We start from the raw sequence: 25968 nt of genomic DNA on the forward strand, positions 1-25968 counted from the left end.
CTGAATGCGTTGCATTCATAGCAGAGCTTCTTCGCCCCCATGTGTTCGCTGCGCGAACTACGAGAGTAGGTCATTTCCTTTATGATTGATAATTTGGTTATGTATGTTGATGTCAGGCTTAGAGTCAACCCATGAAGTGTTGATTCATGCTCGAAGCTGGCCATATCCAGATGCCTAGTTTACTCGTAAAGAGTCGTGAAGAAGCCACCTACTCTTATTTGGTATGAGCAGGTGGCTTTTTTGCATTTGGAGCGTAGTAAAATAGGCTAACTAATGGCTCGAATGTGCCAGTATTTATATTAGGTGGCTTATCCACTTAAGCACGTGAGTGCAATGCCTACCCCCTACGTTACCCGGTCGCTAAACTTGGCAAGAAACTGCTCCTGCGTTTCTGGCATTCGGCACTTCTGATGTTTAGGATTAACAAATGCCTTGATGGCTTGGATGTTAAGGAAGTCAAGGATGCCAAGGAAAGGCCGTGTGCCTCGCCTCCAGCTTCGTAACAAGTCACTAAGCTACTGAGCGCCTGAATGCGTTACATTCATTGCAAGCTTCTTGCGCCTTTGTGTTCGCTGCGTGAACTGAAAGGGTTAGCTTGGGTTACTGGTTTAGAACCTGTTTGTTTTAAGGGCGTCGGTGTTTTTATCTATGAAGTATTGGCTATTATGAAGTATTGGCTATCGAGTGAAATTAGAGACAGTATGAGAGTGGGGTAGCTCAGTAAAATTAAGCTAACCCCAAATTTTTAAATCATACAGTTAAACGTCGAATGAGGTTTAACTGATAAAGCCTGTTGGCGGCTATTTATCTTTTATACGTTGCTTAAATGCTTCTCTTGTTTTTTCATCAGCTTGGCTATACCAAAAGTCGAGCATTTGACCGACATTGATCTGCTCATTGTTGATTGCTGGCGCTTCGCTAACAGCCATGACCGAAGTATTAGCCACGTTACTGCTAGCTGCTGGCGTTGACTCTGGTGCGACCGCAGGGACGGCAGCAATCGCGGCTTTAGGTGGGCTAGCTGGCGCTTTGGGTTGCGGCGCATAGCCATTATATAAATTTAACTCTTCAACATAGTTTCGGCCTAGTTGTAGGCCGTCTTTTTTCAAGATATCAACCTTGAATTTAACGTTATCACCGGCGCTATCAGTCAATGTTACTCTTGGGCTGCGATTAAAGTTATCCGCACCTCGATTAGAGTTAATATTGGGTAAGCTAACTTGGTAGCTATTGTCATTGGCTTCAAAGGTTAAAATGACGGCTTCTGAGATAAAGCGTTTCTTATCTCCAAAGTCACGATAGCTATCAACATGCTTGAATAAAATTTGTTGCGTACCATTGTCTAACGTGAGCGTAGTAGCGGTATTTGCCTTACCGTTAGCAACTAACACTTGAGTGTCAGTTGGAAAGCTAACTTCAACTGAAGCCAGCGTATTAGCACTATAAAGTACACTAGCGAAACAGGTGACACTTGTTAAGGCATGCGTAAACAGGGGCGAAATTTTTATCATCGGCGGTTCCCAAAAAGAAGCTTAAGTTTTTATAGCATTTGTTTGGCAAAGCTACCACTACAGAGCGTGATCTAGGCTTAATTCAAGGCATTATTTACCTAATTTGTCGCTAAATCAGTTTTATGAGGTTAGTTTGTTTATAGGTGGACATCATTAACAGTTTTTTGTTACTGAAACGGCTATACTGGCTACCTAAAAATAATGAGGGCGCAATGTGTTAACCAAGATTTTAGTCACTTTGTTGGTGATAGCCGGGGCTTTCTTTTATATTCGTCGCCCAAAGGAAAATAACCAGACTCAGTCAACTGCCAATATAGGGCAACGAATGATGATGCGTTACGTGTTATTTGCAATTATTGCGCTGTCGCTTATCGCAAGTGGCGGCTATTGGTATTGGAATTGGCAAGACGGGAACCAGATTGTGCATGTCACCATTGTGTCGCCACTCGATGCTAATGAAACGGTTTATCAAGTTCATAAAAAGGATATTGGCCATAATCAGATAACGACGGTTGATGGCTTGAATATTCGCTTATCAAACCAAGAGCGCATTGTCATTTCAAAACAACCGCAACAATAGTTTTACTCATTAATTCTGGGTTTTACCTTTTCAATACTTGTGTATCAGGTAGAATAGCTTGGTTTTTTCCCTGCGCATGAGATAAGCGTGTTTTTCTCATGGTGTTTTTTCAGGAGGCTTCATGATCACAGCTTATGTATACCAATCTCGAAAACTGTCTATTGTCGAATTAGCGATCCAAGATACGGTTCCTGATAATACGCTGTGGTTAGACCTGTATAAGCCCGACGATGATGAGCGGGAATGGCTAAGTCGTTACTCGGTCGAAGAGGTACCTGAAGAAGACGATATTAATGAGATTGAAGCCTCAGCGCGTTTTTATCAAAATAAAGATGGTTTGCACATTAACTCTTTGTTTCCGCAGCGCGCAGGCCAAGATATAAAAAGCGTCAACGTGTCGTTTAACATACGCAACAACTACTTAGTCACGATAAGGGAAGATGATATTGGCCTTATTCGTCTGCTGCGTAACTATTTACGCTTAGGTCGAATTGAAAGTGCGACGCCACAAGGCTTACTGCTGGCCTTGTTTAACCTAAAGGTCGATTACCTTTCAGATCTGATTGAGGATATTTATTCAGTAGTTGATGGGGTTAGTGAGCAAGTATTCGATAATAATGAGCTAGACGATGTTTTTAAGCTGATTACTTTGCAAGAAGACTCAAACGGTAAGATCCGTTTAAGTTTGCTCGATACACAGCGGTCTTTACGCTATATGCAACGCTATTATCGTCAGGAGCTTAGTGAAGATGACTTTAAAGATTTGCGGGAAATGTTGTCGGATATCGACTCGCTCATGCCCCACAGTCAGTTCATTTTTGATAAGTTAAACTTCTTGCTGGATGCAGCGATGGGTTTTAGTGGTCTACAACAGAACAAAATTATCAAAATCTTTTCGGTTGCCGCAGTGATTTTCCTACCACCAACAGTCATTGCAAGTGCTTACGGCATGAACTTTGCGAACATGCCAGAATTAGAGTGGCAACTTGGCTATCCAATGGCGATATTAATGATGTTAGGTAGCGCTGCGAGTACTTATCTGTTCTTTAGAAGAAAAGGCTGGTTGTAAGCGCGCTAGCGTGTCTTTTGAGCTAGAGGCACAACAGTTGCTTTATTTTGTCTAAATGCATGTGGATCCGTCATGGCTTCGTTAAGTACCAAGAACTTCTCATGCATTACGGCGATTGCAGTATTACAACGATGATAAGGGTTGCTGCACCGCGCTAACTGCTGTTCCAAGTGATGCTGCGTCGATAACAGCTGCGCGCGATTGCCTTCATCACAGGATTGAATTGTTTCTTCACAGATTCTTTTCTGTAACTGATCTAAGTAGTTAGGGTCATTTTCTGCAAGCCATAATAACCTATCGAAGTCTGGAAGTTGCGTCATCTGCTCACCCCGAGAGTTGAACCTTGATAGATTCAACCTAGACAAGGGATCGTAATTGGGCAAGTTTATGGCTTATTTTTTACCGTTTGAGCCGAAAAAGTAGCTGACTCTATCTCGTGGATTTAGGTATTGCATCACTTTTTCTGGAAGTGCGGCAGGCGGAATACATTTCACAATCGTTAACTTTTCATCTTCTAAGTCGACAATAGGTGCCTGCTCTTTGGGCACCAAATTGTCATAGACCATAATTCTAGGCAATAAAATTTTGTCTAAGTTAACGGCCATTACCATGGCGAATTGACCAGAAGACAGCTCGACAATGCTACCTGGTGGATAGATCCCCAACATCTTAATTAATTTGCCAACGACTTCTTGATTGAGTTTTTCTTTATAATTTTTATAGATGAAGCCCAGAGCTGCGTAGGGGGTTTTTGCTTTAGAAGCCCCTTCTGGGTGACAAAGTGTGTCGTACAAATTGATGGCGGTAACCAATTGATCCAATTTGCTAAGCGATTCTTTTTTAAGGCCTTTCGGGTATCCAGAGCCATCAAGATATTCATGGTGATTGAGTACTATTGACTGTGCCTCTTTTGGAAAGCTATCAGCGAGTTTGAGTAGCTCTGCCCCCATGATGGGATGCTGCTTTAAAAAGTTAATTTCTGGTGGGGTTAATGGGGTTTTCTTGCGTAAAAGTTGAGCTGGAATTTTTAGCTTACCGGTGTCGTGGAATAAGGCGCCTAAACCCACTAACTCAATTTCGTTTCTTTCCCAGCCAAGCTCTTTAGCCATAATCATTGATAGCACAGAGACATTAAGCGAGTGGTAATAGATGCCATCGTCGTTTTTTGCTTCATCCATGAGATGAAGCACTAGATTGTCACTGTTAAGTAATTGGTTGCTGATGTCATGAATCAGCTCTTTACCGTCTTCTACGGCGTTTAGTGGCCTGCTTCTGAGCTTATTGACTAGGTTACGCATTTTCGCCACAGAGCGATCGAACTCTTGCTGAGTTTTCTGAAGGTCTCGACGCATTTTCTTTAACTGATCAATTTTTTCAGTTTTTGACTTTTGCATCTCTTCGTTGAGGCTTGCCAAATCAGTATCAATTTTAGGTTGTGGCTTAGTGCTTGCGACTTCAGGTGTTAAGGGGTCAGTTTCGCTTTTATCTATATCTACAAAGACATGTTCAATGCCGAGCTTACGTATCAGCTCGATTTGTGCTTGCTGCTTTAGTCTGAATGAACTGAATAGAAATGGGTGATCTTTCCAAGAAACAGGTAACCGAACAAAGTTACCGACTTGAAGTTGATTAACCATGACTTTACGGGTTTTCTTCATAGATACGAGGTCTGCATTTTTGTTAGCACTATTCTATATGAACTTACTGGCTTTACAATTACTTAACCGATATGTCAGCATAGAAGGATTATAAATTAAACAAATTGAAGTGACTAATGGACTTTATTGAAGTATATCCCAATGCGATACCTGATGATCTCTGTGATCGACTCATGGAAACGGTGAACAATCATCAAGGCGCACAGCCAGGTCATACAGGTCACGGTATTGATAAGTCTAAAAAGCATAGTACTGACATTATGTTAGACAGTTATCAAGAGTTATTACCTCTTCGAGATGAGTTGTTGGGTTATACCTTACGTCATGCTACAGAGTACTTTTCAAAATACGCGTTAGCATTAATGGGGGGAGTGGCGGTACAAGTTGCAGGAGCAGACGGTCAACCAGTGACGTTGTCGCCAGATAATTTTGCACAAGAAGGCTTACCTCGAGCAGAAGCGCTAGTGAAGTATTTGTATCGCAGTGGCGCAGTGAATGTGCAGCATTATTTACAGGGAGAGGGCGGCTACCCCCATTGGCACTCAGAACAGTTTCCCCAGCTGGGTCACAATGAAGCATTGCATCGAGTCGTGTTGTATATGTTTTATCTCAATGATGTGGAAGAGGGCGGTGAAACGGAGTTCTATTACCAGCAACGTAAATTAACACCTAAAAAAGGCACCATGGTCATTGCCCCTGCTGGATTCACCCATAGTCACCGAGGGAATACCCCAAGAAGTGGCGATAAGTATATTGCCACTTCTTGGATCATGTTTAATCGAGCAGAACAGTTGTATCAACAACCCGCTAAATAGGAATGGTAATTTTGAAAGAGGCGCCTTCTAAGGTGGAGGTGCCTATCGTTAGTTTACCGTTGTAACTGGATACAATCTCGTTGCAAACCGCAAGTCCGATACCTTGACCTGCTTTTTGGGTGTCGGCTCTAACGCCACGTTCGATGATTTTTTTACGAATACTCTCATCGACGCCTGGACCATCATCTTCAACGATGAGTTCAAACTCGCCATGGTCATTGTAGGTCGCGCTAACACGCACTTTGCTGATACACATCTTAAAGGCATTTTCCATTAAGTTGCCGCACAGCTCCATCAAATCACCTTTGTCGCCAGGAAACACATGTTCCTTGGGAATATCCGCTTCAAACTCAACGGTTTTGTCTCGATAGACTTTGAATAACATCGACGAAAGCTGTTCGATAAGTGGTGCAACTTGTGTCTGCTCCTGCTTAAGACCTTTGCGTCCAAGCATTGCCCGTTTGAGCTGGTATTTCACCAGTTGATCCATTTGGCTGACCTGTTCCATGATTTTTTCATTCGCAGCTTGGCGACTGAGCTCGGGATCGTCGGTCAGTGCATGCACCGCTGCTAAACGGGTTTTTAGGCTATGGGCCAAGTCATTCATGGCATTTTGGTAACGCTGTTGTTGGGCACTAGATTGCACTAGCAGTTGGTTAAGTGCTTGGGTCACCCCTTCTAGTTCAACAGGGTAATTCTCTGATAAAGATTTGGTTTTACCGCTGCTAACATTTTGCAATTCATTGCGCATACGGTTAAGTGGCCGCATTCCCCAATAGCCAGCACTGATCAGCAGAACTAGGGCTAATGCCAAAACCATTGCTAGGCGGATATAGGTGAGTCTGCTAAATTTGTCTAACTCTTTCTCTAGCTTTTCAGCATCTTTCATCACCAATAAGTTGTATTGGTTATGGGCGATTTCTACCGCTAATAAATAGACAAAGTAGCCTCTGTCATCGGCAAGATTGAGATAATAGGGTGGAGAGTCATTACGGATTGCATCAAATCGCTCACAGGTGTCGAATAACCCTTTATCGACCGCTAATGATGAGGTCCACACTTGATTAAAATTGTCGTCGCAACTGGCAATGACATACTTCTCTTCAGTATTGTTGTCATCTAACCAGGAACTGGTTTCTGGAATTAAATCATGCTCACGAAGCTCGGCTGCAACTTTGGGTATTTCAGCGATAAGCTGCGCGGTTTCTTCGTTATAGTTATTCTGTGCATGCAGAATATTGACCAGCCAAGCAAGGCCAAAACCGACCAAGGCGATAATGGATAAGGAAGTCAGAAACATCCGCGTCAGCAGACGTTTCTTGGGTTTAAAAAATTTTAATTGCATGGCAAGTTAAACTTATACCCTTGGCCACGGATGGTGGCTATTGGGTTTTCTAAGCCACCTTTGGTAAGCTTTTTACGTAGTCGGCTCACCATCACTTCAATGGTATTTGGGTCGCCTTCTTTATCACCATAAATCACATCTAACAAACGTTGCTTGGCGACCACCTCATGGCAGTGACGCATGAGATATTCAAGAATCAAGTATTCAAAAGCGGTCACCTCCATCGGTTGGCCGTCTAATGACACTTGCTTGGCCGCAAGATCAAGCTCCAACGGTCCGCTGGTAATTTGTGGTTTTACAAAGCCGGCACTTCGTCTTACGAGGGCGTCTAGTCTGGCAACCAACTCTTCTTTTTGGAATGGTTTAACTAGGTAGTCATCTGCACCGGCATTAAGGCCTTCTACTTTATCCTGCCAATTAACTCGGGCGGTCAAAATTAAAATGGGAACTTTGAGGCCATCATTACGTAGGTTTTGAATTAAGCTAATGCCGTCCTCATCGGGTAAACCTAAATCAACAATGGCAATATCAATGGGGTAATTGGTTGCTTGATAGAAGCCTTCTTTGGCGGTCAGTGCAACTTGAACCTGATTTCCTAGCTCTGAGAGCTGCACTTTTAAGTGGTGTGAAAGGATTGGATCATCTTCAACTACCAGAATTCTCATCATTTATTGCCTACAAAATTATTTTGTTCAGTTTAGCTAGTTATCTAAACGTTGCCAACTGAGATTGATTTGTTTAATAGCAAAATAGTAACTAAACAAAACTTAATCTTGGCTGAATCATTAGCAACAAAATTTGGAAAGGTAGATACAGGTAGCCAATTACAGTGGTGAGTCACTGCAATTGGTGATTATTTATGAGCGGGTTGATCTTGCCGTTAATTCAATAATGTAGCGCTGCGCTTGGCTCTGAGCTTAGCGATACCCTGGGAGCAGTTGGCGGCTAGCAAGGTAAACACTGCTACAGCAGTCATAATTGCCGCTAATCTCATCCAAGGTGCATCCATCGCGATACGCATTTGTACGTAGTCGTAGCCACTCAGTCCCCAAACAGCAAAAGCACAGATAACTAGAACAATACTTAAAAGGTGATTAATCAGTTTGTGTTTGATGAGTAACAATAGTGGAGCGATAGCAAAGCACACAGCCACTAAGTTATTACCAAAACGCATGAAATGCGCGCCAATTAAAACAAATGCTAAAAAAATAATCAGTGTACGCCACCACATAAAATGCCCCCCATCTATTGGTATAGAGAGCCTACTTAATCTTAAAGGTGCATGCTATAGGCTTGTTCACAGTTTCACGAAATTTACGTTTAAATGGCGTATTTAGGGAGTCAGATGACCTTACCTACTCACGATAGGGTAGGTAAGGCGAGCTCGCTGTTAGTGGTTTTGCAAAAGTTGCAGAATTTGCTGTTTCTTTTGCTCGGAAATATCTGCATGTTCTATGATGTTGGATAGTTGCTGTTCATCGAGTTTTTCATCGTGGCTGCGAAACACAAATACTTGTTCGCCTTGAAGGTTGTCCAGGTCAATATCCAAATCACCGATTTCTATTTCAACAATTTGTTCGGCTAACGTAGTTATTTCGTCAGCGATAACATCAATTTGTTGATGCATTTCATCACCGTGCTGGTCAAAGTAAATTTCTATCTCACGCGCTTTTTGCTCCATTGCGGCAGTATGACCTTCTAATGCTTTGGCGTCGGTTTCAAATTGTTTAACGATCACCGCGATTTGCTCTTCTTTACTGGCCATTTGTTGCTTGAGGTCGGCGAGCTTTTGTTGCATTTCTGGTGAGAGTTCTGATTTGCTAATTAGATGTTTATATTGGCCAAGGCTAGGTATTTTTTGCAATGTCTTTATCAGTGCTTTTTGCTGCTTTTCGTCTAGGTGTGCCAGTTTCTCTTTTAAACCTTGAGTGTCTTTGACTTCGTCTGGCGTAAAGGTGTATTGCTGGCGGTCACCATTTATGTCAACGTTCACATTGATGAGCTCATTTTCATCTTGATGAATTTTAGTGATGACTTTGTCATGGACTTCCGCTTGCTGCAATTGTGTTGGTGCTGCCTGTAGGTGTTGAGTGGCAACAGCGCTGCAAATAAGACCGGTCACGGCAAGAAGATAACAGAATTTCATATGGCATCCTTTTCAATCGATAATTTTTGAAAGTTAACATGGTATGTATTGGTTTGATTTCATTAATCAGAAATCACTTATGGATTAGCGAATTGTGTGCCATAAATAGAATTGCATTATAAAACAAAGAATTATGAGATTTTGTTGCCATAAGGTTTAGTTTCAGGGATCGCAAGATGCCGGATATCAGGTTGATGTTTCCTTATATGAGGAAACTTTCATCGGTCGCATTAACTAAATGACTAAATCGACAGGGAAAATGTTTGGTACGAATTTTGTATCAAGTTTGCATTTGCTATGTGAGCTTTTGCAATGCATCACTGAATTTATTTGCGTGAGAACTTGTCCATGGAGCCATACACAAACTAAGTGCTAAAAGCATCTTAGTTGTATAGATTGCTATGCTGGGAGCTGCCAAATAGCGAGCATGGATAATAGATGCCAACACTGCAGGAATTCTCAGCTTTTTAACTGCCTCAGATTTGAATCAATCTAATGCGGCTAGATAAGGAAAATTATGTCGATTAAACGCTATCTTTTTGTGCTTTTTGGCACGCTTATCATTGTACTGGGAGTCAGTCAGTTTCTTGTTACCCACTACTTTAAAGATCAATTACAGTCAGAATTAAGCAGTCAATCTGAAGTCTTGTCAAAAAATCTAGTTAAGGTGTTGATTGATAACGTTGCCAGTCAACAAGAGCTTGTGGTTGAGTTTAATGAGTTTGATGAACAAGCGGTTGAGGAGGAAATTCAGCAAGAAATTGCCGAGTTACACAATGATTTTAATGTGGAAATTTCACAATTAAGCCGTGAGGTGGGCGAGATAAGCAGGCAGATATCTGCGCTAGAGTTTCAACGACTTGAAACTAAAACGGTACAAGAAGAGAAAGAAGTAAAGCAGCAATTAGTGCAAAAAGAGCGCCGACTAAAACAGCATCTAAAACAAATTTCTGCCTATGAGCATGCCTTAATGCAAGATCAGCAACTGCAAATTGCCGAAGCGAAACGGGAAGCTGCAGAAGCCTATCAAGACAGATTAAATCAAGCACTAAGTGAAGTGCACTTAGACGCTGAGTCATGGTTAACTAGTGGTAATGTTGAGGTGATCACCTTGCCAGATCCGAATGGCCCCTCGCAAATTAACATATCGCGAGCCATTTCGGTTCCCAATTCCGGGACTACGCAGCAGCTGGATGAACTGACAAATATTATGCTATTGATGATTGCGATCACTTCAATATTGGCTTTGATTTTGGTCTATTGGCTAAGTCACTTTATTAGCCAACCCCTCAGTCAATTGGCCAATGGTCATCAAAAATTGGGTCAAGGTGAACTCGGTTTTCAAGTCAAAGAGCAAGGGGTGAAGGAGTTAAAGTCTATCTTGCAAGGTTTTAATAGTATGAGTAAGCAGTTGGCTAGGTTGAGTGAAAAAGAGCAATTGATGAGCCAACAAAAACAATTGGCGGAGCTCGGAGAGGTGACTCGCGGCATCGCCCATAGCTTACGCAATCCTCTGCATACGGTCGGTTTGCTGTCTGAAGCCGCAGCACAAGCTGAAAATGCTCAACAAGCACAAACGATGCTGGCGCAAATTCAGCAGAAAATCACCTTGATGGATAAGAGTATTCAGTCTTTGTTGACCTTATCTAGTAGCCAAGTTCGCCGCGACACACCAGTGCCTATCGTGGCAATCATACAGGATATAATGTTAGAGCTTGCGGTAAATGGCGCTAAAGTGCAGATCATGTTCACGTCTGACGAACAACTTATGTTACGCCCTATAATGGGAGCAGAGTCTGAGCTTCGTAGTATTGTTCATGCCGTATTGATTAATGCTGTGGAAGCCTCTGACGAAGGAGGAGAGGTATCTGTATCAATTTCTCAAACTCATAACCAACAAGTTATCGAGGTGGTGGATACCGGTAAAGGTATTGCTGATGAGATAAAAGCTCGATTATTCCAGCCCCATGTTACATCAAAAGCCGAAGGGACCGGGATGGGCTTATATATTGCACAGCGACTCTTGCAAGGTCACTACCATGGCAGTATGTCACTGAGTGATCACCAAGATGGCGGCACGATAGCGAGAATTTGTTTTAATTTGCCCAATGACAGTGCGCCAATAGACGCTTAAAAGGAAGTATGCATGACAGAGCAAAATCAGATAACGATTTTAGTGGTGGAAGATGAACCCGAGCAACGAAAACTAATCGTACAAATGCTCGAAGCTAATCATCACCGCGTCGCCAGTGCTGAAAGTGTAGAAGAGGCGATTGTTTACCTAAAATCGCAAACGCCGGATTTGATTTTTTCCGATTGGAAATTAGGGCAATTAACCGGTATGGATCTGCTGCGTTATGTGCGTCAGCATCATCCAGATATCGGGTTTATTATCGCTACTGCTTATGGGACGATTACCCATGCTGTGGATGCAATGCAGGCCGGTGCAGATGACTATTTGGCCAAGCCATACCAGCGCCAGACCCTGTTGTTGGCGATTGATAAAGTGGCTAAATCTACCCAACTAAAGCAGCAAAACCGTCAACTCACATCAGCACTTTCAGAGCAGCAACAGCTTGTCGGGTTAGTGGGCAAAGCACCCTGTATGCAAAAGGTATACACTCGTGTGCAAAAAATCAGTGCCACGGATGCAACGGTTTTGATTGGCGGTGAAAGTGGTACAGGTAAAGAGCTTGCAGCAAGAGCGCTTTATCAATTGTCAGACAGGCATAATAAACCCTTTATCACCATCAATTGTGGTGCGATTCCAGAGTCATTAGCAGAAGCTGAGCTGTTTGGTGCTGAGAAGGGGGCTTACACCGGCGCAAATACCTTGAAAATCGGTAAAATCGAAGCTGCCGACGGTGGTACGCTGTTTTTGGACGAAATTGGTGAATTACCGTTACTTCAGCAGACGAAACTATTGCGTTTTCTTCAAGAGGGGGTCATTTCCCGCGTTGGTCAAAACAGTGAAATGCAACTTGATGTGCGAGTGATTGCTGCGACCCATAGAGATTTACAAGCTGAAGTGGCAGCGGGCCGTTTTAGGGAAGATCTCTACTACCGTCTCAATGTGGTTCCGATCCAGATGCCGTCACTGCGAGAGCGGCGTGAAGATATTGGCCGCTTAGTGGAGCACTTTTTAAACTTACATGCAAAACAATACGCCGTAGAGCCCCCTAAATTATCAACTCAAGCGCTAAAAGTGTTACTTGATCACCCTTGGCCTGGCAATGTGCGCGAGCTTGCTAATCGTATTGAACGATTTGTGTTGTTGGCCGATGAGGAGGAAATGCTTAATGAGTTAGCGCTTAGTACCACCACCTTGTCAACTTCTGAGTTTCAATTGCCTGAATCAGGAATAGAGTGGGAAAACTTTGAAAAGCTGTGTTTGCAACAAGCCATGGATCGTCACCAAGGTAATCGGACTAAAGCTGCTAAGTTTCTTGGTCTAAGTTATAAAGCGTTTTTATACAGACTAGAGAAATATCAGCTGGTCTAAACGATGATGCTCTTTTGAGCTGCAAAAGCTCCACTGGCCGTGGTATCGTCGGCAACCGATGAAATATTTTATATTGCAAATAGTGATGGCTTTTTTTACTCTGCGTCAAAACAAATAAAAGTGGAAAGGCAATGACGTTAGACACGCAAAAATCTGTTTATGGAATTGGCGAGCAGGGCAAAAAATGGGGCGATACCGAGCGTAAGTTGTGGTTGAGTCAACAAAATATTCAGCGTAGCTATGTCCAAGAGGTGGTGGCAAAGCTTGATGCGCTACCAGCAGAGCTAACGGTGAGTCAATATGGGCAGTTAGCTTACCCGCAACAAACCTATCCATTGTATGTTGTGAAAAATAGCCACTGGGATGACTCTAAGCCCACTGTGCTAGTCACCGGTGGTGTGCACGGTTATGAAACCAGTGGCGTACAGGGCGCGCTGCGATTTTTACAAACCCAAATTGCTGCCTATCCTCAATTCAATTTTGTTGTTGCACCGTGCGTGAGCCCTTGGGGTTATGAAACGATTAATCGCTGGAACCCAGATGCAATTGATCCTAATCGCTCTTTTATGCCTGATAGCCCAGCACCAGAATCTGCTGCACTAATGGCCATGGTTGCGAAGCTTAATGTGCAGCTAATTGCCCATATCGATCTGCATGAGACAACCGACACCGATAATAGTGAGTTTCGCCCAGCGTTAGCGGCGAGAGATGCGGTAGAGCATACCAACTGGAATATTCCTGATGGTTTCTATTTAGTGGGGGATTCAGAAAACCCATGTGATGAGTTTCAACATGCCATCATTGAAGCTGTTTCTGGCGTTACCCATATTGCACCGGCAGACAACAATGGCCAATTAATTGGTGTTCCGATAAGCCAGTTTGGGGTGATTAACTATGCCACCAAGGCGCTGAATTTGTGTACTGGCTTTTCGGATGCAAAATACAACACCACAACAGAGGTCTATCCTGATAGTCCTTTGGTGGATGATGAAAACTGTATTCAAGCTCAAGTCAAAGCGATTACTGCAGGTCTAGACTTTATCATTAAGCAGCAAGCGTAACGCCCACCACCCGACACCCAACATCTCAGTGACTGTTGCCGATCATAATGATCTGCAACAGTCCGATTAAGGTATTAACACTTCTGTGGTTAATGTTTATATCTGGTTATGGCGATGCGTTATGTATGTTATTTATCCAGATAATTCAAGTTGTTAATTGACTTCAATGTTCGCTTACCTATAATGCGCGGCAACACACAACTGGCAAGCTTTAGTGGCTTTTGCAAGGCACTAAATGGTTTGTCGCTGTTATTTTTTTACTTCAGACCGGAGCATAAGATGGAATCAGATAACCCTCCTAGTATATGCGGCCTGGAGAAGTTGAGAGACTAATTCATTTCAGCTAGCGCTATTTTTCTTTAATCGCTTCTCCCGTGCCCAAGACGCCTAGCTATCCGAACTCTTAAATTACGGGAGGACAACCATGTCCAACATCGTTGTGCCTTGTGGACAAGGCATATCCGTCACGCATACAGCTCAGTCACAGAATGTGCAAAAGACTGAGGTCAAAACATTAACGACCACTGATTTACTCGGTTTAAGTGCACCACAGCAAAAAGCGTACTTAGCTAATTGTGGTTTAGCCAAGTGTTATGAGCTGCTTGCGCCATTGTCGCCGAAACAACGACAACAGTTACGCGCAGCTATTGCTGATGACTTATACGCCGATTTAACCATTGTATTGGGGGAGTCAGATCCTGTTATTGCCCAAATGGTCGGTGCGCTGGCAGTTCCCCTTGTGGAAAGTATGCAAGTAGCAGATGTTATTACACTAATACGGAACCACGGGGATAGCCATTCGGCATGTTTTATTACTGATGCTGATGGTTTATATCTTGGGGTGTTGGAGCTGGCAAAACTAGTTACACAGCCGGCAAATCGTTCGATTAAAAGCTTAATGCACCGTGTTCCGGTGTATCATGCCAGTGTCGATCAAGAACAGGCTGTCAGCTTATTGAATCAGTCTGCTATCGATAGTCTGCCATTGATTGACAGTTATGGCCGACCAGTAGGCTTTTTTAGCAGTGAGCAGGCCATTACGGTTATGCAAAAAGAGCAAACCGAAGACGTTGAAAAAATGATGGGTATCCAGGCCGATGCGCTAGGTGGAACGTATTTAGACACTTCAGTGTTTTCCCATATCAGTAAGCGGATCTATTGGATTTTAGGCTTAGCGGTTGTCGGCATTTCTTCTGGAATGGTAATTCAAAGCTATGATGACGCGATTATGGCGCTGACCATATTGGCATTGTACATGCCGATGGTTGCGGATACTGGTGGCAATTCTGGGAGTCAGGCGGCTACTGTGATTGTTAGAGCTTTAGCACTTGGCGAGCTTAAACTGTCGCAATGGTTACAAGTGCTATGGAAAGAGTTTCGCATCTCACTGTTTATCGGCGCCTGTTTAGGGATACTGACCGCATCAAAAGTGTATTTGTTGTCTTATGGTGTCGAATTACCTGAGAATTTAACGTTCTCATTGGTTGCCTTTGCCATTGGTTTAGCTTTGTTTTTACAAGTGATATCCGCAACGGTGATTGGCGCAGCGCTGCCATTGTTGGCTAGAGTGCTAAAGCAGGACCCAGCGGTTGTAGCCAGCCCAGCAATTACTACGCTGGTCGACATTACTGGCTTATTGATTTATTTCTACGTGACGACGTCAATACTCCTATCTTAATCACATTGGATTGATTAAGCGGTTGATATCAGCGTATCAGCAAGTGATATCAATATCACAGTGGCTGCAATAATGAACAAAGTGCCAGTGGTTAAGTTAATTAACGCGCTGGCATTGAGTAATTTTTGTTGAATGCGCGGCCGTGATAAAAACAAGGCGATGCAACAAAACCAAATGAGAGATAATGTCAGCAATAATATGGCGGCAGAGGTTTTGGTTAAGAGCTGAGTTTGAGGGGTGATCATGGCCGAAAACAAGGTGATAAAAAACACCAGCGCTTTAGGGTTTAACAGATTGGTGTAGAGTCCTTGCATAAAGCCTTGAGTTAAACTCATGGTGGTCTGGGCTTGGGTTAATTGGGCGGCATATTGTCGGTCTCGCCAATGGTTTATCGCCGCTTTTACTGCCGAGAGTCCCATCCAGCCCAAGTAACTTGCACCAGCCAATTGCACGCAGAAAAATAACACCTTGGAGCTTTGGATGACCAAGCTTACACCGGTTAAGCTCAAAATACAGTGAACCAGAATGGCTAAGGAAATACCGGCAGCGCCAGCTAAGGCGACTTGACGTCGTTGTTGAGTCGCCAGTTTGACCACTAACGCAAAATCAGGGCCTGGGCTCATTAAGGCAACAGTGTGAATAATTGCTAAAGATAAAAGTAGTTGCCAATCCATCTCGATACTCAGTTACAAAGGGGGAAGGCTAGGGTCTGTGACTATTGTCCGTTTAGAACTTGTTCTAATAAACGCACTTTAATCGAGGCTCTAGCAATAGTGTCTAGTCAACTAAATTAACTCGCTGGCAACAATGAGTAAAGTGCTTTTAAACGAGCCGTGCCTCCAGCACCTAAAGCAAAAATCCCCATGCAAGGGCAACAGACTCTAGCGCAATCGAACTGCAAAACTTGCTAATTTGGTCGTGAAATTCTGGCCAAACTGTCACATAATGGTGAGCGTTATTTTGGGGCTAATTTATTTAATTTGGAGCTGAGCTTGTGAAAGGACAAATCATTCGTGAAATGAAAGTTCAACCTGCAATAGAGGTTAACTACGAAGTGCAACGTCGTATTGCGTTCATTAAAACGAAACTTAAAGATGCTCACGCTACCACGCTAGTGTTAGGGATAAGTGGCGGGGTTGACTCGTCATTAACGGGTAAACTTTGTCAGCTAGCGGTGGATGAACTCAATGCTGAGTTAAACACCGCTGACTATCAGTTTATTGCCGTCAGGTTACCCTATGATGTGCAAAAAGATGAGGATGAGGCGCAGCTGGCTTGTCAGTTTATCTCACCCTCAAAGTTGGTAACGGTGAATGTTCATAGTGGCGTTGACGGTATTCATCAACAAACAGTCGCCGCGGTGGAAGCTGCAGGCTTAACGCTGCCAAGCCAAAGCAAAATAGACTTCAACAAAGGCAATGTAAAAGCCAGAATGCGTATGATTGCGCAATATGAAATTGCAGGTTTGGTTGGAGGCCTAGTGGTTGGTACTGACCACAGTGCGGAGAATATTACTGGTTTTTATACTAAATGGGGTGACGGTGCTTGTGATTTAGCGCCACTATTTGGGTTAAGTAAGCGTCAAGTTAGACAGTTGGCTAGCTATTTAGGCGCTCCAGAAGTGTTGGTAATTAAAGCGCCCACAGCCGATCTCGAAGATGATCAACCCCAGTTAGCAGATGAAGTCGCACTTGGGTTAACCTATGATGAAATTGATGACTTTCTTGAAGGTAAACCTGTTAGTCAGCAAGTTGAAGATAAACTGACGGCTATTTACTTGAGAACTCAACACAAACGGGCTGCTATTCCGACGATTTACGATTAATGTCAGCCAAAAGATACTGCTCTCGTGTCGCTTGAATGAGTGTATTAGGGCATTGTCGATAGTCTAAATAAGGTAGTTGGATGATGCGACTTTCCGCTACCTTCGCCGGGTTATCGTTGGCTAACTGCAATTGTTGCCACATTTTTTGACCACAGACGATATGTCTGTGTGCATTAGCGCTTAGTGCTTGTGCGTCAATCACGATGGCTTCATGACGCTTCAATAGTTCAGACGCCATATATTGGCGCCAATCATCATCCGGGCTCATTAATTTGGCCATGATCACCAATATTTTTCGCCAATGGTTACCATTGTCTGCCACAATTTTGTCAATGGCATCATCGTTACGGTAATGCCATGAGGCACATAATGTTGGCGCTGTGGGCAGATAGAAAATCGTGGTAGCGGAAGTGGGACCGAGAATCATAAGCAGCCATGAATTTGAAATGTATTAGCTATGGTAACAGTACTGGAAATTTCCTCCAGCACAGCTTGAGGCTTTGTTGGTTAGTAGGCATACTAACTCTATAAAATAGCTGTATTTATTGATTGGATGGCCAGCAAGAGGCTTAACGAAAAGAGCCTAAGTGATAAGCGGTTTGGCTCGATGATTTGGCTAACCCGGTTAAATTCGATTGTGGTGAATAATGAAAACCTTTGTTATTGGTTCAACAAAACACTTGCTGGTTGCGGCAATATATATAGCGCTTGGTGGGCTGTTAACGTTAATTGTGACCGCTGTGATGTTTCTTAATGCAAGGCCAGATTTAAATATTTGGCATAGCACCTTGCTAGAAAACCAATTTCAACATGACAAAGGCATTACAAGTTTCAATGAATATTTAGCTAATGAACAGCGTTTGTTTAGCGAAGTAGAACAGCGGATTTATGCTCATACCACCTTAGCTGAGCACTCGCCGATAACTCGTTATGTGAGGGGGAGTTTATCGGATCCCAAGCATTGGCAGACGCCATGGAATCGCAGCTTTGAGTGGCCAAATTCACAAGCTCGATATGGTGTATTGTTATTGCATGGTATGTCAGACTCGCCCTATGCCATGTCGCACCTTGCTGAGCATTTTCGCTCTCAAGCTCATGTTGTCGGATTGCGACTGCCGGGTCATGGCACCTTGCCGTCAGGATTAGTCAATTTAGCTTGGCAGGATCTCGCTAGTGCTGTGGCTTTAGCGACAGAGCACCTTAATGAACAGCTTAATGGTAAACCGATTTTTGTTATTGGCTTTTCTACTGGGGCCGCCTTGGCACTGAATCATGAATTGACACTCATTAGTCGTGATCAGCAGCCATCCTATTCAGCAATGGTGTTTATTTCACCAGCAATAGGATTGCCACCTGTTGCGGCTGGTGCTAAATGGCAAGCTAATCTTGGCCGGCTTTTGTCCCTAGATAAGCTGCTTTGGAATAGCATTCAAACGGAATACGATCCGTTTAAATATATGTCTTTTGCAGTTAATGCTGGTGATGTTGTTTATCAATTAGCACAGCGTAATCGTCAAATGTTGATGAGTATGTCGCAAGATAAGCTTGTTCAGTTACCACCAACATTAACATTTCAATCGCTGGTGGATGATACGGTATCAACGGGGGCAGTGCTTAATGATTTTTACCAGTGGTTACCGCAAACGGTAGCTCATGAATATGTCATGTTTGATATCAACCGCACTCAAATCAATATGGGGCTTATTCCAAACGATCCGCTTTTACCTTATCGCGGTTTGCTTGATAGTGAGTCCTTTGCGGTGGATTTTACCTTAGTGCAAAACAAACCACAGCCATCGCTGACAACGCTATTAGGCATAAAGCCACAAGATGAAGTTGAATCGGTTAGATTTGGTCCAAAAGGGAAAGTGGTGACGCCATTAGGTTTGTATTGGCCTGATTCGGTTTATTCCCTATCTCACGTAGCCTTACCAATACCTGAGGCCGATAGCTTATATGGGCCTAGTGCTGAGATGGATAACCCAAGAGTTCATATCGGTGCGGCCGACTCTCGCGGCGAGCGTGGACTATTAAGTGTGCCAGCCAATGAAATATTACGTCAAAAATGGAACCCGTTTTATCCTTACATGATAGAGCGTATCGACCAGTATTTTGGTAATAGGTCAATGTGAAGATGCCATCATCTTAGCATCAGGAGTTATCGACGTTATTACCTGATCGCGGCCATTGCCTTTAGCTTGATAGAGGTTATTGTCAGCAATTTTAAACCAGTCATCTAAATTACCTGAAAAACTCGCATTGCCCATTACGGCACCAATGCTAATTGTCATGGAAAACTTGGTGTTGTGTTGGGGTGAATCTAGCTGCAGGGCTGCAATTTGCTGGCGGAAAGCATTCAGATGGGCTTCAACTTTCAGCACATTACACAGTGGCAGGATTAATAAAAATTCCTCACCGCCATATCGACAAACAATGTCGGTTTCACGTTTGAAGGCGGCAAGCATGTGTTTGGCAAGTACCCTTAAAGCTTGGTCTCCCACTAAGTGGCCATGTTCATCATTAATCGTTTTAAAATGATCTATGTCTATCATGGCAATCGTCATGGCTTCATCACCGCGCTGACACATCTCCTGAATATGTTTAAATTGTTGTTCGGCATAGCGCCGATTGAATAATTGTGTTAATTCATCGCGTTCCGCCAACGCTTTGAGTTTTTTATTGGCGTTTTCTAACTCAAAAGTGCGAATAGCGACTTTCTCTTCCAGTTCCAATTGATAGCTAATTAATTCGCGTTTACTTTTCTTGATGCTGGCGTGTAAAGCTTGAATTTCAAGCGGGCTTTCTGCATCAATATTGCTTGTCTCTTCTTTAAAGTTAGTTTGTTTCTCAGAAAATCTTTTGGCGATAATTTCAAGTGGTTTGGTCAAACGGCTGCTGACGGTTTGAATTAAAACCACATTCACAACTAACGAAATTAACAGTATGGCAAAAGTAGATAGATATTGATTCTCAAGTAGTTTAAGCAGTGGGGAAAAGGGTTTGACCGTATATAGCGTCCAATGATTGTTCATCGCAAATTGGGTAAAGACAAACTCAGGACTTTGGTTATCGACATCACCAAAATTAATCATTTGCAGAATTGTTTTGTAATTTTCACCGCTCAAGCTGTAGTTAAACGGTGATAACGGCGCCATATTAAGCTCCGGTGAAGCATAGATCACCGTATTATCACCATCGACAATCACCATCATAAAGTCATCGGTATGGCTATTTAAGTCAAACTGGCTGAAGTGATTTAAGTTTAATGAGCCTTCGATTATGCCGATAACCTGGCTATTGGCATAGACAGGAGCACTAATCGCAACAATAGGGTCGGTACCAAAACCGCGCCCTAGAAATACCGGTGAGACGTAAGTTTTTTGGTTATAAAATGCCTCTTGAAAGTAGTCTCTATCGACGATGTTGACCGACTTTTGTGCTAATTGTTGCTTATCTAGGCGTGAAATGGGGCTCGCTGCGCTAATATTACCTAGTTCATCAGCCATTAACATGGTGATGAAACTCGGATAGTTCTGATGCATACGTGACAACATGTTTTGCCAATGCTGAAATTCATGATTCGAGAGGCTTAACCAACGGCCAGCATTATCGATGGCGGTTTTGTGCTTAGCAATATATTCGTTGGTTGCCATGCCTATTTGGGTGGCGGTATTTTCTAGGTTACGTTTTAAGTGTTGCTGCTGATTTTCAATAAAATAGTGGTTAAACAAGAGCGCGGAACAAATGAGTGCCATGGTTAGAATTTGTGTAAATGTATAGGTTAGTTGCGAGTTAAAAGCACGTGGTTTTTTGTCCGCTATTTTGTAAGGCCACTGCCAAAGTTTGGGGGTAAAAGTCACCAGCAGCGAACCTAGCGAGGTGAAAAAAATACCATTTATCGCCTGCTTTAAGGTGACAAAGGTAAGGTGGCTACTTGGCATGCCAGAAAAAGTGATGACATAGAGGTAAAATAGCGGCATTCCAACCAACAGCCAAAATGCAATATCAGCATACAGAGAATAGATATCTCGTTTTCTTGCAAATCCAAGCCATAACGCCTGTACCGTAAATAGCGCAAAAATATGCCAGCTTTGCCAGACAATGAAGAGTCCGATAGAGCTAATGATAGCGGACAGTAATGCGTACCAAGGCCCTAGTAATATTGCGACGATCACATAAGCGGCATTACCAATGATGAGTTGGACATTGCCAAATAATGGTAGGGGATAGAGGTTAATAACCAAGCCTATCAGGCCTAGTAAAAGTGTGAACTTGAGCCGCGCTAATCGAGCTTCATGCATAACATTTTTGCTTTGTTTCTGCTTAGTTATCATGCTAGCGGCAAATAAGGACTTGTTCAAACAAAATGTTGCAAATGTTAATTTATTATTTTGATGCTATGGTATTCTTGTGTATTGAAGCTTTGGGATAATTGGATGTAGCTCACAACGTCGAAGGATAAAACGTTAACCACTAGACAAGTTACTACCAAGTATAACATTCTTAAGCTTCAATTAAGGAACGTACCTAAAAATAGCCTTAACTTGCTAATGGATACCATGCTAACTTGATTATTTTCATGGTTTTTAATGCACGTTAGGCAGGGAAAATTAACTAATAAGTGAAACATTGGATTAAGGTCGTTGTGCTTCTATTTTCGAAGTGACTCATTCTAATTGTTTCCATAAATTGATGTGAGATGACATCAATAAAGGGCCTGAGCCCACTTGATGAGGAGCATGTATGAAATATTTAACTATGGTAGCGGCATTGGTTTTCGCTGGTTCAGCGGTTGCAGTTGACTGTACTGATTGTCACGAGAAAATTGACGTAGATATGCACGTTGAGTCAGAAGCGACTATCGCTAACTGTGTAGATTGTCACTCTATTGAAGATGCGCACGACATCGATATGGATCTACATACTCCAGATCTTAAGATCACTGAGTGTGCTGACTGCCACGAGATGTAATCTCTATTACCTGTGTATTACATAGGATTGAAAGCCAGCGTTAGCTGGCTTTTTTGTGTGTGGGATATTTACGCCAATGTCGTTGGTGATAACTGTTTTACGCTGGTGTCTTCTATTTGAGTTCGGCAATGTCTAAACTCGTGTGCGAGTTGATTGAAAATGACCACAAGCTCAGGGTTAAATGCTTTGCCACTAAGCTCGTTGATGATTGCCGCTGACTTCTCGAAATCATAAGCTGGTTTGTAGGGTCTGATAGACATTAAGGCATCAAAGCAGTCCACAATACTGACAATCTGTGCTTCAATTGGAATCTGATTTTCTTTAAGGCCTCGCGGGTAACCTTTACCATCCCACCTTTCATGATGGCAATAGACAATGTTCTCTGCTACCGGACTTAAATTAAACTCGCGAATTAAGTTATAGCCGTTGTCCACATGGAGCTTCATGATTTCCCACTCGTGTGGATCAAGCTTGCCGGGTTTACTTAATATGGCATCCGGGGTGGTGATTTTCCCCAGATCATGTAGCGAGGCATATCGGTGGATATCTTCAATGATCGTTTTCGGCAATTTTGCTTTTTCAGCCATTAGTTTTGAAAAATGGCTAACACGTTGCACATGGCTACCAGTGACCGGGTCATCGCCTTCATGCAACCGTTCGATAAGCTCAGTCACTTTTTCTAGCACCGCGTGCATTTTCATTTTTTGAATTTGCGATTGAATACGTTGATAGTTTTTATAAAGCGCTAAACTCAAAAGCACGCAAAACATTAATGCAAATACTAAATACCCCCACCATTTCTTAGAGGTTAAGTAAAGGTTATGGCCAGCTTGTAAGGTGGTTAATTGCGGGGCATATTCTGCTTGATATTGCAGCACGATACGGTCGAAATAGTGCGTATTATCCGCATGTTTAAAAATATTGGAAAACGCCATTTTATTTTCGTAATACATCAAGCCATTTTGACCAATCTTAAAGTTGTTGAAATCAAATTTTCTATTACAACCTAAGTCTTCACAAAAGGTGACGGATTGATTGGGATGAAATAGAAATTGTGATTGTTTATCGACAATGATGACATTGATATTGGGTTTGGCGAGTTTATCTAGTTCATTAAATAGGGTATTGATATCATAATTTAAAATGATGCTGCCAAGCTTATTACCTGTTTCATCTAATACAGCTTTACCGATCCGCACGACTGGACGGTGGGGAAGCTCGAGTACGCCATAATCACGGTTAAGGCTGATTTTAGACATATACAGCTTGTGCTCACTCTGGTTAGTCAGCTCTTTAAAGTAAAAATGCCCTGACTTATCTTGTAGCTCTTGTTTTGACAGCGTCTGTGGCTCGCCACCGCGCTGAACGATTTTAAATAATTCGACACCTTGATTATCTATCAAGCGCGCCTGGACTATTCGTGGCTTGCTGGCCATTAATTCGGTGAAAATGTCCTCTATATATCGATAGTTGCTGCTCGCAAGTGCATTGCGGGTACTATACAGGTTCGCTAAATAATTGACCTCTTGTTGGTCTTGGCGCATTTGGGTTGCAACGAAACTTGAGATGGCGTGAGACTTTGCCATCAGCTTACTATTGGCTTCTAGCTGGGCATTGCTATTTTTATAATGGATATCTAAGGTGACAAATGCCATCACAACTAACATTAAAATAGCCGACGGGATAATATATAACAGCAGGCGAGTCATTTTTATTATAAGACCTTATATATTGTAATGGCTTTATTATGCAACAGTTAATAAAACTGATCTATTGAGTCAAAACTTCAAATTTACTGCATTTGATCACCACTTGGTGTTGGTAAAAATCAACAGCCTATCTTTATATGCTGCGTAAGCTTCATTGGTTAGAGTTAAATACTGTATTAGTAAAGCATGAAAAGCCTTACGTGCTGTATTTCCGCAATATTTGTAAAAATAAGTAACTTAGAAGTTGAGAGTTTTTCATCCTCGTTTGAAGCTATATTAATCCGATAATCCGGTATTAATGATGGTTATTTGTTTGGTCGTCTAGTTAATTTCGCTCAATTAAATAACAACTTTAGCGTCATACGCTAATAATGGGTGTGGATACAAAAAGATACAAAAGATACAAAAATAGCTGCTTTGACCTTCTATTTAAATAGGTCAAAGCAAGATTATGGTTAACTAAAGATTATAGTTAACCACTGGTAATAGTTAGAAAACCGCGGTAATGGTCACCATCTTTGGTTGCCATTGCATTAAAGAGTGCCGGCGATGTTACCCATGTCCAAGTTTGGTAGGTATTGGACACATCCATGATTAGGAAACTATCGCTGTGGCTATCATAAGCAGCTAAGGGAGAAAAATGCCCTGCGCCACGTTGCTCAAGGGATGCGCGATCATAGTTAACGATGACGTATTGATCGGTAGCAGCTAATGTATCGATAAGCTGTTGCTTTAATTGCTGATATTGCTGTGGGCGTTGTTGTGATTCAGGCCTGACTGTGACGCTATTTACGTTTAAGTGTAATTGTGTCGCGATGTGCTGCAACTCTGCAAGGTTTAGCCCTAGTTGGCCTGCTGCACGCTGTTTTTCCGGGTAACCAAATAAAGCTCTTGCAGGAAATTGTGCGGCTTTTAGCAGATTTTTTTGGTTGTAACGATGAAAAAAAGGGCTCCAATTGGGGGAGGTATGTTGATGATAATGAGGCTCTTGAGCTGATAGCTGATTGAGTGGCAAGCTGGTATTTGATGGCGTCACGTTTAGTGCATTAGCCACAATGGTAAGTGATGCTACGCCACAAAAAACTTTGTTTATTTGCCCTTCAAAGTGGGGAGTAAGCTGGAAAAAATCCTGTTTAAATTGGCTTGTTTGAAACCGCTGCTGGCTTTGCTCGCTTTGCCATCCAATCAATGTATTGGCATTTGCGGAGTTAAGCAATATTAGCGGTAGTGCCACGATCAGTCCTTTTAGCATTGCGAGCATGGTGTGTCTTAATCTGATAGCAAAGTGATGCATAGTGACTCCTGATGTCAATTTGCAGCGGAGTGTAAAGCATCATCTATTACTAGGCTTCTCTATCAATGTTAGTTTGATTAGTGTCTTAGGTGATCGGTCGTTTTTGCTATTACGTATGATTGTTTAGCTGTCGCAATAGGAAGAATTCGTGGTTGTAGAAAACACATCAAACAAGCCTCTTACGGGGTATCACCAAACTAAAACGCCGACTTGTAAACGGGTTAAGGTGTTTCCTCTGCCTTTATTTTTGTTACCTGGTGCCGTTACTCAACTGCGCATATTTGAACCAAAATATTTGCAAATGGTGAAAGATAGTTATCAAGATGGCGGGTTTGTTATTGCCCGATTTGATGCCAATCAAGAGTTTAATGTGCCTAACTGGGGCTGCCACGTCGAAATTATTGATTTCCACGCCGGTGATGACAATGTGTTAGTGATAGATGTTAAAGCGCTGAAATTGGTGCAATTGGACGAGTTTTTGTACTTGGATAATCAGCTTCTTTGCGCAACAGCTAATCATCTGTCTCATTGGTCACCGCGGCAACATTCGTCAGTTACCGATGAGCTAGCGGTTTTTCTTGCCGAAATTTACCAACGTGAACCTGAGTTGAAGCGCTTGTACAGCAAAGTGCGTTTAGATGATCCTTTGTGGGTTTGTGCTAGAATTCTAGAGATCATTCCTTTATCTTTGATTGAAAAGGAAAAGTTCATAGGTGAACAAGAATTCGAACATTTAGTTTGTTTTCTTCAAACGGTTATTTTTGGACAAATCAATAAAAATTGATCCTTTTAACCCGATGCTGC

At 42.6% G+C, this 25968-nt stretch carries 23 protein-coding genes; 11 read left to right on the forward strand and 12 right to left on the reverse strand.

The features are described 5' to 3' along the window. Positions 1-800: 800 nt before the first annotated feature. The gene (locus ACHUFW_RS19940; protein ID WP_394205625.1) at positions 801-1511 is read right to left on the reverse strand and encodes a YccT family protein; all 711 of its coding nucleotides are present in this window, start codon (positions 1509-1511) and stop codon (positions 801-803) included. Positions 1512-1725: 214 nt separating this feature from the next. Here ACHUFW_RS19940 and ACHUFW_RS19945 point away from each other — a divergent pair, with 214 nt between their 5' ends. Then, positions 1726-2091 carry a hypothetical protein gene (locus ACHUFW_RS19945; RefSeq protein WP_394205627.1) on the forward strand — a complete coding sequence of 122 codons (366 nt, stop codon included), beginning with the start codon at positions 1726-1728 and terminating at the stop codon, positions 2089-2091. A gap of 121 nt (positions 2092-2212) precedes the next feature. Further along, positions 2213-3160, forward strand: coding sequence for a magnesium/cobalt transporter CorA (gene corA, locus ACHUFW_RS19950; protein WP_394205629.1), 948 nt, complete (start codon positions 2213-2215; stop codon positions 3158-3160). Between the two features lie 5 nt (positions 3161-3165). On the opposite strand, the gene ACHUFW_RS19955 is transcribed toward corA, so the two are convergent. After that, on the reverse strand, positions 3166-3480 hold the full coding sequence (locus ACHUFW_RS19955) for a DUF3135 domain-containing protein (protein WP_394205631.1): 315 nt from the start codon (positions 3478-3480) through the stop codon (positions 3166-3168). Between the two features lie 72 nt (positions 3481-3552). After that, entirely contained in the window at positions 3553-4818 is a 1266-nt protein-coding gene (locus ACHUFW_RS19960; protein WP_394205633.1) for an HD-GYP domain-containing protein, read from the reverse strand. 116 nt (positions 4819-4934) lie between these two features. On the opposite strand from ACHUFW_RS19960, the gene ACHUFW_RS19965 reads away from it, so the two are divergent. After that, positions 4935-5633 (forward strand): 2OG-Fe(II) oxygenase, encoded by a 699-nt coding sequence (locus tag ACHUFW_RS19965; RefSeq protein WP_394205634.1) that lies wholly within the window; start codon positions 4935-4937, stop codon positions 5631-5633. On the opposite strand, the gene ACHUFW_RS19970 is transcribed toward ACHUFW_RS19965, so the two are convergent. The 4 genes from ACHUFW_RS19970 to ACHUFW_RS19985 form a co-directional block, all read right to left on the reverse strand. Then, positions 5626-6978: an ATP-binding protein gene (locus tag ACHUFW_RS19970; RefSeq protein WP_394205636.1), complete on the reverse strand. Its 1353-nt coding sequence runs from the start codon at positions 6976-6978 to the stop codon at positions 5626-5628. The two genes, ACHUFW_RS19965 and ACHUFW_RS19970, sit on opposite strands and share 8 nt — an antisense overlap. Then, positions 6969-7643: a response regulator gene (locus tag ACHUFW_RS19975; protein WP_394205704.1), complete on the reverse strand. Its 675-nt coding sequence runs from the start codon at positions 7641-7643 to the stop codon at positions 6969-6971. Before ACHUFW_RS19975 ends, ACHUFW_RS19970 begins: the two co-directional genes overlap by 10 nt. Positions 7644-7858: 215 nt before the next feature. Continuing rightward, entirely contained in the window at positions 7859-8209 is a 351-nt protein-coding gene (locus ACHUFW_RS19980) for a hypothetical protein (RefSeq protein WP_394205638.1), read from the reverse strand. Positions 8210-8368: 159 nt separating this feature from the next. Next, positions 8369-9124 (reverse strand): V-type ATP synthase subunit I domain-containing protein, encoded by a 756-nt coding sequence (locus tag ACHUFW_RS19985; RefSeq protein ID WP_394205640.1) that lies wholly within the window; start codon positions 9122-9124, stop codon positions 8369-8371. A 517-nt stretch (positions 9125-9641) separates the two neighbouring features. On the opposite strand from ACHUFW_RS19985, the gene ACHUFW_RS19990 reads away from it, so the two are divergent. The 4 genes from ACHUFW_RS19990 (at position 9642) to ACHUFW_RS20005 (ending at position 15365) form a co-directional block, all read left to right on the forward strand. Continuing rightward, positions 9642-11258, forward strand: coding sequence for a sensor histidine kinase (locus tag ACHUFW_RS19990; protein ID WP_394205642.1), 1617 nt, complete (start codon positions 9642-9644; stop codon positions 11256-11258). 12 nt (positions 11259-11270) lie between these two features. Continuing rightward, positions 11271-12626 (forward strand): sigma-54-dependent transcriptional regulator, encoded by a 1356-nt coding sequence (locus ACHUFW_RS19995; RefSeq protein ID WP_394205643.1) that lies wholly within the window; start codon positions 11271-11273, stop codon positions 12624-12626. A gap of 131 nt (positions 12627-12757) precedes the next feature. Beyond that, positions 12758-13687, forward strand: coding sequence for a M14 family metallopeptidase (locus ACHUFW_RS20000; RefSeq protein WP_394205645.1), 930 nt, complete (start codon positions 12758-12760; stop codon positions 13685-13687). A 424-nt stretch (positions 13688-14111) separates the two neighbouring features. Continuing rightward, a complete protein-coding gene (locus ACHUFW_RS20005; RefSeq protein ID WP_394205646.1) occupies positions 14112-15365 on the forward strand; it encodes a magnesium transporter in 1254 nt (417 codons plus the stop codon). Positions 15366-15379: 14 nt separating this feature from the next. Here the strand turns inward: ACHUFW_RS20005 and ACHUFW_RS20010 are convergent, their stop codons facing one another. Next, positions 15380-16039: a LysE family translocator gene (locus ACHUFW_RS20010; RefSeq protein WP_394205648.1), complete on the reverse strand. Its 660-nt coding sequence runs from the start codon at positions 16037-16039 to the stop codon at positions 15380-15382. 320 nt (positions 16040-16359) lie between these two features. Here ACHUFW_RS20010 and nadE point away from each other — a divergent pair, with 320 nt between their 5' ends. Then, entirely contained in the window at positions 16360-17190 is an 831-nt protein-coding gene (nadE, locus tag ACHUFW_RS20015; protein ID WP_394205650.1) for an ammonia-dependent NAD(+) synthetase, read from the forward strand. Here nadE and ACHUFW_RS20020 read toward each other — a convergent pair. Next, positions 17168-17617: a DUF6942 family protein gene (locus ACHUFW_RS20020; RefSeq protein WP_394205652.1), complete on the reverse strand. Its 450-nt coding sequence runs from the start codon at positions 17615-17617 to the stop codon at positions 17168-17170. The two genes, nadE and ACHUFW_RS20020, sit on opposite strands and share 23 nt — an antisense overlap. Before the next feature lie 220 nt (positions 17618-17837). On the opposite strand from ACHUFW_RS20020, the gene ACHUFW_RS20025 reads away from it, so the two are divergent. Then, a complete protein-coding gene (locus ACHUFW_RS20025; protein WP_394205654.1) occupies positions 17838-19322 on the forward strand; it encodes an alpha/beta hydrolase in 1485 nt (494 codons plus the stop codon). Here the strand turns inward: ACHUFW_RS20025 and ACHUFW_RS20030 are convergent. Continuing rightward, the gene (locus ACHUFW_RS20030) at positions 19314-21491 is read right to left on the reverse strand and encodes a sensor domain-containing diguanylate cyclase (RefSeq protein ID WP_394205656.1); all 2178 of its coding nucleotides are present in this window, start codon (positions 21489-21491) and stop codon (positions 19314-19316) included. The genes ACHUFW_RS20025 and ACHUFW_RS20030 overlap by 9 nt on opposite strands. A gap of 442 nt (positions 21492-21933) precedes the next feature. Here ACHUFW_RS20030 and ACHUFW_RS20035 point away from each other — a divergent pair, with 442 nt between their 5' ends. Next, positions 21934-22161: a cytochrome c3 family protein gene (locus tag ACHUFW_RS20035; protein ID WP_394205658.1), complete on the forward strand. Its 228-nt coding sequence runs from the start codon at positions 21934-21936 to the stop codon at positions 22159-22161. 68 nt (positions 22162-22229) lie between these two features. Here the strand turns inward: ACHUFW_RS20035 and ACHUFW_RS20040 are convergent, their stop codons facing one another. Beyond that, positions 22230-23828 carry an HD domain-containing phosphohydrolase gene (locus ACHUFW_RS20040; RefSeq protein ID WP_394205659.1) on the reverse strand — a complete coding sequence of 533 codons (1599 nt, stop codon included), beginning with the start codon at positions 23826-23828 and terminating at the stop codon, positions 22230-22232. Between the two features lie 514 nt (positions 23829-24342). Then, complete coding sequence (locus tag ACHUFW_RS20045; RefSeq protein ID WP_394205660.1) at positions 24343-25164, reverse strand: phytochelatin synthase family protein; 822 nt, start codon at positions 25162-25164, stop codon at positions 24343-24345. A 148-nt stretch (positions 25165-25312) separates the two neighbouring features. On the opposite strand from ACHUFW_RS20045, the gene ACHUFW_RS20050 reads away from it, so the two are divergent. Next, the gene (locus ACHUFW_RS20050) at positions 25313-25948 is read left to right on the forward strand and encodes an LON peptidase substrate-binding domain-containing protein (protein WP_394205661.1); all 636 of its coding nucleotides are present in this window, start codon (positions 25313-25315) and stop codon (positions 25946-25948) included. The last annotated feature ends 20 nt before the right edge of the window (positions 25949-25968 follow it).

Source organism: Shewanella waksmanii, from assembly GCF_043643685.1.
In the GTDB taxonomy this organism is placed as follows: Bacteria; Pseudomonadota; Gammaproteobacteria; order Enterobacterales; family Shewanellaceae; genus Shewanella; species Shewanella waksmanii_A.